Annotated in this window: 5 protein-coding genes; 4 read left to right on the plus strand and 1 reads right to left on the minus strand. The window is 62.7% G+C overall.

Going from position 1 to position 7,143, the window contains the following annotated elements; translation table 11 throughout:
* Together ACFPWW_RS18115 and ACFPWW_RS18120 are read left to right on the plus strand one after the other, a co-directional pair.
* On the plus strand, positions 1-756 hold a 756-nt coding region (locus tag ACFPWW_RS18115; protein ID WP_377312805.1), incomplete at its 5' end, for a CpsD/CapB family tyrosine-protein kinase.
* A gap of 124 nt (positions 757-880) precedes the next feature.
* Positions 881-2,110, plus strand: a complete 1,230-nt coding sequence (locus tag ACFPWW_RS18120; RefSeq protein ID WP_377312806.1) for a right-handed parallel beta-helix repeat-containing protein — start codon at positions 881-883, stop codon at positions 2,108-2,110.
* A 67-nt stretch (positions 2,111-2,177) separates the two neighbouring features.
* On the opposite strand, the gene ACFPWW_RS18125 is transcribed toward ACFPWW_RS18120, so the two are convergent.
* On the minus strand, positions 2,178-3,761 hold the full coding sequence (locus ACFPWW_RS18125) for a hypothetical protein (RefSeq protein WP_377312808.1): 1,584 nt from the start codon (positions 3,759-3,761) through the stop codon (positions 2,178-2,180).
* Between the two features lie 417 nt (positions 3,762-4,178).
* Between ACFPWW_RS18125 and ACFPWW_RS18130 the strand changes: the two genes are divergently transcribed.
* Complete coding sequence (locus ACFPWW_RS18130) at positions 4,179-5,366, plus strand: glycosyltransferase family 2 protein (RefSeq protein ID WP_112759532.1); 1,188 nt, start codon at positions 4,179-4,181, stop codon at positions 5,364-5,366.
* 49 nt (positions 5,367-5,415) lie between these two features.
* Positions 5,416-7,143: O-antigen ligase family protein (locus ACFPWW_RS18135; protein ID WP_377312809.1), on the plus strand; the 1,728-nt coding region annotated here is incomplete at its 3' end.

The raw sequence follows: 7,143 nt of genomic DNA on the forward strand, positions 1-7,143 counted from the left end.
GCGATGGGCCGCATCGTGCCGGCCGGCTTCGTCCCGCATCTGCGGCGCAAGGAGCGCAGGGATCCCTCCAGGCTGTTCGGCCAGACGCAGATCGGCATGTTCGACGAAGCCATCCGCACCGTGATGATCTCGCTCAAACAGGCCAATGGCGGCAAGCTGCCGCACTCCATCGCCGTGACCTCGGCCCATAGCGGCGAAGGCAAGTCGCTGGTGGCCGGATCGCTGGCCATCGAACTGGCCGCCAACGGAACGCCGGTGCTGCTCGTCGACAGCGACATCCGGCGCGGCCATCTCGACACGCTGTTCAGGTCCGGCCTGAAACAGGGGCTGAACGAATTCCTGAGCGGACAGGCCGCCCTTGAGGACGTCGTCCACCATCATCCGAGCGGGATCGACTTCATCCCGGCCGGCAGTCCCCGCCTGCAGCGGCGCGTGCGGCTGACCGACGTGGCCGAGATCATCGAGATGGCCCGCGCCCGAGGCCAGGTCGTCATCTTCGACAGCGCGCCGGTGCTCGCCTCGGCCGACACCATGCATCTGACGGCGCTGACGGAGCGCACGCTGATGGTCGTGCAATGGGCAAAGACCAGTCGCCGTGCTGCCGAATTCTGCCTGCAGCAGCTCAGGAGCGCCCGCAACGCCGACATCGTCGTCGCCATCAACAATGTCAGACCCAAGCGACACGCCAAATACAACTTCCGTGACTCCGAGTTGTACGCAAGGTCGCTGATGAAATATCACGATTTCAAAGCGTGAACCTGAACATCGAATGATTTCATATTCTTGATCGATCCACCGTCGCCCTGGGCCGGTGAGAGACATCAATCATCACAGCCGGTACCCCGAGGGATCAGCAAACTGCAGGGACAGGAGAAGGGTGATGACCGACTATTACGTTGCCGCTGACGGAAGCGACATCGCCAAAGGCAGCCTTTCAGCTCCATGGAAGACGATCGGCCGCGCCATGCAGGCGCAGCTCAGGCCCGGCGACCAGGTGGTGGTCAACTCTGGAACCTACCATGAGCAGATCGTGGTAACGAGGGATGGCACGGCCGACAATTACGTCACCATCCGATCCGAATTGCCAGGCGACGCCTTGCTGAGGCCGCCGTCTTCGGACACCTACAGTACGTTGAGCGTGCGCGCGAACTACGTGAAGATCGAGGGCTTCGACGTCGTCGGCGGCCAGGGACATGCGATCGACATCGAAGGGTCGCACCATGTCACGATCAAGGACAATATCGCCCATGACAGCGGCGGCTCGGGCATTTCCAGCGCCAAATCGGATTGGCTGACGATCGAGGGCAACCGGGTCTATGGCAATGCCGCGACGAACGGTTATCAGTGCAGCGGCATCTCGCTCTGGCAGAACATGGATCTCGCCGCAGGTAATGCCGAATTCCGCAACGTCATCAGGAACAACACAAGCTACGACAACGTGCAGGGACCCGCCATCGACTGGGAGCACACGGATGGCAATGGCATCATCATCGACGGCTTTCAGGATACCAAATACCGTTATGGCACGCTGATCGAGGGCAACCTCTCCTACGGCAATGGCGGCAAGGGTATCCACGTCTTCCTGAGCGACTTCGTCACGGTGCGCAACAATACCGTCTGGCACAACAACCACGACAATGCCAACAAGGGAAGCTGGCGCGGCGAACTGAGCAACGCCATGGGCAGCCACAATACCTGGGTGAACAATATCGCGGTGGCGGATCCGGCGACCGATTCCAGGAATCGTGCCATCAACGACGTCAGCACCAACGGCTACGTCAACAAGGATGTGAAGTGGTATAACAACATCACCTTCAACGGCACTCCGCGCGAGGCATCGGTGCTTTCGGACGGCCTCATGCCCGACGCAGCAAACGGAAACCTGCTCGGGTTCGATCCGCAGCTTGCAGATCCGACCACCGGAGATTTTCACCTGAAGCCGGGTTCGCCGGCCATCAATGCCGGAACGTCCGCTTTTGGCCTCGGATCTAGCGACATGGACGGGCAGGACCGTGTGAACGGCAAGGTCGATATCGGAGCCGATGAGGCCGATTCCAGCGCGGGGACGCCACCCGATGCCAAGGATGTTTCCGGCTCGCTGTTACGATGAATGCCGCCGCCGAACGCATCCACCAGCTGTACTGGATCGTCGCCAGCCCAATGGCGCCGACGCGCGCTCAGCCGCAAGGCAAAGGGCCGGTCGATGGCGTGCGTCGCCAGATCTGGAAAGCCTGAAAGGTTTCGGCGATCTGAAAGTGCTGCTCGGACAGGAACTCTGCCAGCAGGCCCTGCGGATCGTAGATATCGGGCTTGCTGGTAATCACCACGGTCGGGGCTTCGAGTGCTGAAGCAAAGCCTGGACGCGGCTCCGACACGTAGAGAGCGCTGCCACACGCCTGACCCAGCGGCACATGGTAGACAAGGGCGCCAAGTGCATCGGCGCTCCACCAGACCCGGTCACCCCTCGTCAGGGCTGAGCGGGCGACAATGGCCGCGGAGCGGTAATCGTCCTTCGCGTGGCGAGGCGCAAACCTGATGCTTGCGCCGGAGGCCAGTGCCATCGCCAGAAAGGCGATCACCACGAGTTTGCCCACAGGCTGGCGCCAGAGCAGCGTCACGCCTGCTGCCTGCAACGCCAGGACGACCGCGATTGCAGGCGCAAGGTGACGACCGACGACGCGCCAGTGGAGAATATATCCGGCAATCAGGATCAGTGCGGCCGCAGCCGCGATCGCGATCGCGCAGGCCGCCAATGCGCGAGGCGGAATATTGCGCACGGCCTGAATGACGCCGGCCAGTGTCACAGTCGCAACCAGCACGGCGTAGCACGCCAGTACGATAATGTAGGAAGAGACAACCGCCCCCTCCCCGGCCCGCAGATCCGTGCGGCCCGGACCGAGACCAGCAAAACCCAACAGTTCGTAGGCCGAAAATATCAGCGTCCGCGTATCGGTGACCGCAACCTTCGTGCCGCCTGCCCCTGCAATCACCGTGCAGAGATAGTAAAGCCCGAGCGGCGCCAGAACGGCCACGAGCAGGATCGAAGGCCCGACGATGTGGCTTGCGGCGAGCCGGCGAGCGCTCCAGGGAACGGCGCAGGCGGCTGCGGCGACCGCGGCGGCGGCCCATATGGCACCGAGCAAGCTGCTACCGGAAAGGGCGATAAGCGCAAACGCAAGAAGCCAGACTTGGTAAGGGCGAAGGAAGGGACCGCCCGCGCTGCGATCGCTCGCTGCAACGACCGCACGTTCGAGCAGGCCGAAGACCATCAGGCTCGCCCCGATCTGCATGCCATAGGGCCGCGCCTCATCGATATAGTACCACAGGAAGGCGCTCACCCCGGCCACCAGAAGACGATCAACCCGGCCATTGGCGAAGATGTAGAGGCCCGGCACGAGCCAAAGCAGGTTCATGACCCTCAACGCGACCTCGCCATCGCCGGCGACCTTCTCCCAGGCCCAGATCGCCACGAGGAAAAACGGCATCTGCGCATCAGAGCCCGTCTCCGCGACCATGCGGGCCAGAAGCGCCCCGAAATGCGGTTCTGCCGCGCGCCACGCGGTGTTGGCCTCATCTATCCAGTAGCTCTGGCCGCTGATGGCCGTACAGAGGGCCGCAAGCGCCGCGACCATGGCAAACCACAGCGCGAGATGCCCCGAGAGAGGGCGCGACTTCCGCAAAAGCGATCCTGATTCCTTGACCGGGTTCGGTGGCCCCGCGATCTCCGTGCCCAGCACCGGATTGAGGTCAGATATGCCCATACGCCCACAAGTCCTAAATCCGTACCCAGTGCCTTGCCGGCAATACATCCATCCCGGCTTAGGCCGGCACCAAGACTAACGCCTTCTCCTCTCGAGCAACAATCAGCACAAAGTGGTACGCGTACGTCTTATGGCTCGCTTTCGACCTGCCAGCATAAAGAATAAAGTTCATTTCTACAGAGGCTTGCGTGTCATCGCAGACAGGGATGTCGAGGAAAATTCGATGAGCCTTGGAGCCTGCCGGTTCGGCAGGCTGGATGGAGCCGGGGATGGTCAAGAGTAAGACTGTTGTAAAGAGTGATCGGATCGAGCGGTTTCCCCAAAAGACCTACGGGCGGCGGTCTCGCCACCTTGGACGAAACCTTTGTCGGCCTCGATCCGATGGTCCAATCCATTTCATCGCACCGGGGGTTTGACATGTTGCCGCGCAGCACGGAGTTCCCTCGCACATGGCCGGTTGCCACGACTGACCTTTCGCCCCGCAGCATGTCCGATGCGGAAGGCCTTGCGCTGAGCATCGTCGTTCCGGTGTTCAACGAGGAGGAGACGATCGTGCTCTTTCTCCAGGCCGTGGATGCGCAGACCAACGCGATCCGCAGCGCTCTCGGACCGGGCGGGCAGGTGGAGATTCTGTTCGTCGACGACGGCAGCCGGGATCGCACCGTCGACATCATCGAAGGCCTGGCCGCACAGCGATCGGATATCGGACTGATCTGCCTGTCCCGAAACTTCGGCAAGGATGCGGCGCTGGCTGCCGGTCTTGCTCACGCTCGTGGCGACGCAATCATACCGATGGACGTGGACCTGCAGGATCCGCCGGACATCGTTCCGGACATGGTGAGCGCCTGGATGCGCGGCGCGAAGGTGGTCAACGCGCGCCGCAAGAGACGCAGCAGCGACACCTGGCTCAAGCGCTGGAGCGCCAACGCCTTCTACGGCCTCTATAACAGGATGGCCGACTATCCGATTCAGGACAATGTCGGCGACTTCCGGCTGCTGGATCGCAGCGTCGTCGATGTTTTGAACGGCATGCCGGAGCGTATCCGCTTCATGAAAGGCCTTTTCTCCTGGGTCGGCTTCACGCAGGCGACGGTCGAATACGACCGGCCGAAGCGCACCGCAGGCACGTCGAAATGGGTATATTGGCGGCTGTGGAACTTCGCGCTGGACGGGATCACCGGATCGACGACGATGCCGCTGCGGATCTGGACCTATGTCGGCCTTGTCGTCGTCTTTCTGGCGCAACTCTACGCAGCCATCATCATCGGACGAACGCTGATATTCGGCGTCGATGCGCCCGGTTACGCGTCGATAATGGTCGTCATCCTCGTGTTCGGCGCCTTCAACATGATCTCCGTCGGGCTTCTCGGAGAATATGTCGGCCGTATCGCGATCGAGGTCCGGCAACGGCCTTTGTACCTGGTGGAGCATCTCACCGGCCGGGCCGCGGTGGGAGCGGCCAATGGCACAGCTGCCGATCAGGCACGGCGTGACGCACCGGGCAAAACCGGCGCACGGCGGCGGGTCGGTATCGCTGCAGGTTCAGCGGGAGCAGGCGCAAGAGCGCCGGAAGGCCAGTTGAGCAGCCAGTATCCGGCTGAATGATATGTTGGACAAGGCTTGCTACCCGGCAGTCTACAGTCACAAAGTCATCATGCCTTGGCGCTCGATGGAATGCGTCGGCGTCATTGTCGCGTTGCTGCTCCTGAGCGGTTGCGTCTTCCCCCTCATCGATCGCGATGGCTACCTGGATGCCAGCGAGATGGCGAAACTTCGCCTGCTTGGCATGCCGATCTATCTGATCTCCCTTGGGCTTCTGGCGCGAAATCAGACAGAGCTGCTGATTGCCGTCCGCCGCAGCTTGCCGTTCGCCGTGCTCCTCCTTTTGCCGCTCGTCTCGGTGCTGTGGTCGTCCAGCCCTGCCCTCACCCTGCAGCGCGGTATTGCGCTCATTCTTTCCGTGTCGCTCGCATATCTTCTCGCCATCCTGTTCACGCCGCGACAATTGCTGTTGCTGACGGTGGCGGTGCTCGGCACCGGCATGGTGTTCAGTCTGCTGATGGCTGTGGCATGGCCCGGTCGTGCCTTCACCATGGGCGAAAGCTCGCTCAGAGGGGTCTTCGACAACAAGAACGCACTCGGCTGGAACGCCGCAATCGCGACCTTTGCATGCGCCATAATGGCGACGGATCGACGGGCGGGGCGGAGAATCGTCAGCATACCGCTGCTTTGCGCCAGCCTCGTCTGCCTCGTCGCGTCCCAGTCGATGACCGCCATGACCTCGCTCGCGAGTGCCGCGGTGGCGACGGTCTTCTTCCTTGCCCTGTCGAAGACCCGTGACCTTGGCAGGGCAACCCTCGTACTGGTCTGCCTGCAACTGGTTGCGCTGGTCCTTGTAGGCCTCAGCGAACTGCTCGTTCCCCTGCTCGAAGCGATCGGCAAGGACGCGACGCTGACCGGCCGTGTCCCGCTCTGGCGGGAGGTGGATCACGCGATCGGCAGACGGCTGTTGTTCGGCTACGGCTATCAGGCCTTCTGGGCGGACTCCACGCCCGACGGCTGGCGCGTCCGGGCTGCGGCCGGATGGCCGGCGCCGCACGCCCATAACGGATTTCGCGATACGTTGCTGAGCCTCGGCCTCCTGGGCTTCGTACCCCTGGTCTGGACGATTGTCCGTGCGGTGCGGCAGGGCGCAACGCTGCTGTGTGACGCCCCCGAGGAAGGCTGGCTGTGGTTGAACGTGCTGGTCATCATGTTCCTGGTGATGAACCTCACGGAAACGATCATCCTCACGCAGAACAGTCTTCTCTTCGTCCTGTTTTCTGCTGCCGTGCTGATGTTTGCGATCCGGTTTCCAACCGAAGCAAGGGGCCTGACGTCGGGCTTGCGGTTGCTGCGCCGGCGGATGGGGATGATCGTGGCTGTGATGGCGGTTGTGATGGCGGCCTCCATCGTGCTGATATCGGGCTTGAAGCCGGCTTACCATGCCGAGTCCCGGCTGATGATCCACAAGCCCCTGGCGACTGCGCTCAGCACAGGCGATGCCGGCGGCGATGCGCCGCTCAACGTCACATCCGAGACCGAACGGCTTCTGTCCAGAAACGTGGCGGAACGGGTCATCCGCGACCTGCGGCTCGACGAGCGGCCGGAGTTCAACCCGGCCCTGCGCCAGGCCTCCGTCGTCGACAGGATCAGGGCAACGCTGCGGGGCCTCGTCAGCACCGACAGGCCGTCGCAGCCGGCCGGAGATACGATAGAGCCGGTCGTCCAGGCCTATTACAAGGCACTCAGCGTGTGGCGCGACGGCCAGAGCGACGTCGTTGAGATCGGCTTTACCGCCGGCGATCCCGAACTGGCCGCCGCCGTCCCCAACCGCCTCATC

The sequence above is a fragment of the Rhizobium sp. GCM10022189 genome, from assembly GCF_042656325.1.
Taxonomy (GTDB): domain Bacteria; phylum Pseudomonadota; class Alphaproteobacteria; order Rhizobiales; family Rhizobiaceae; genus Rhizobium.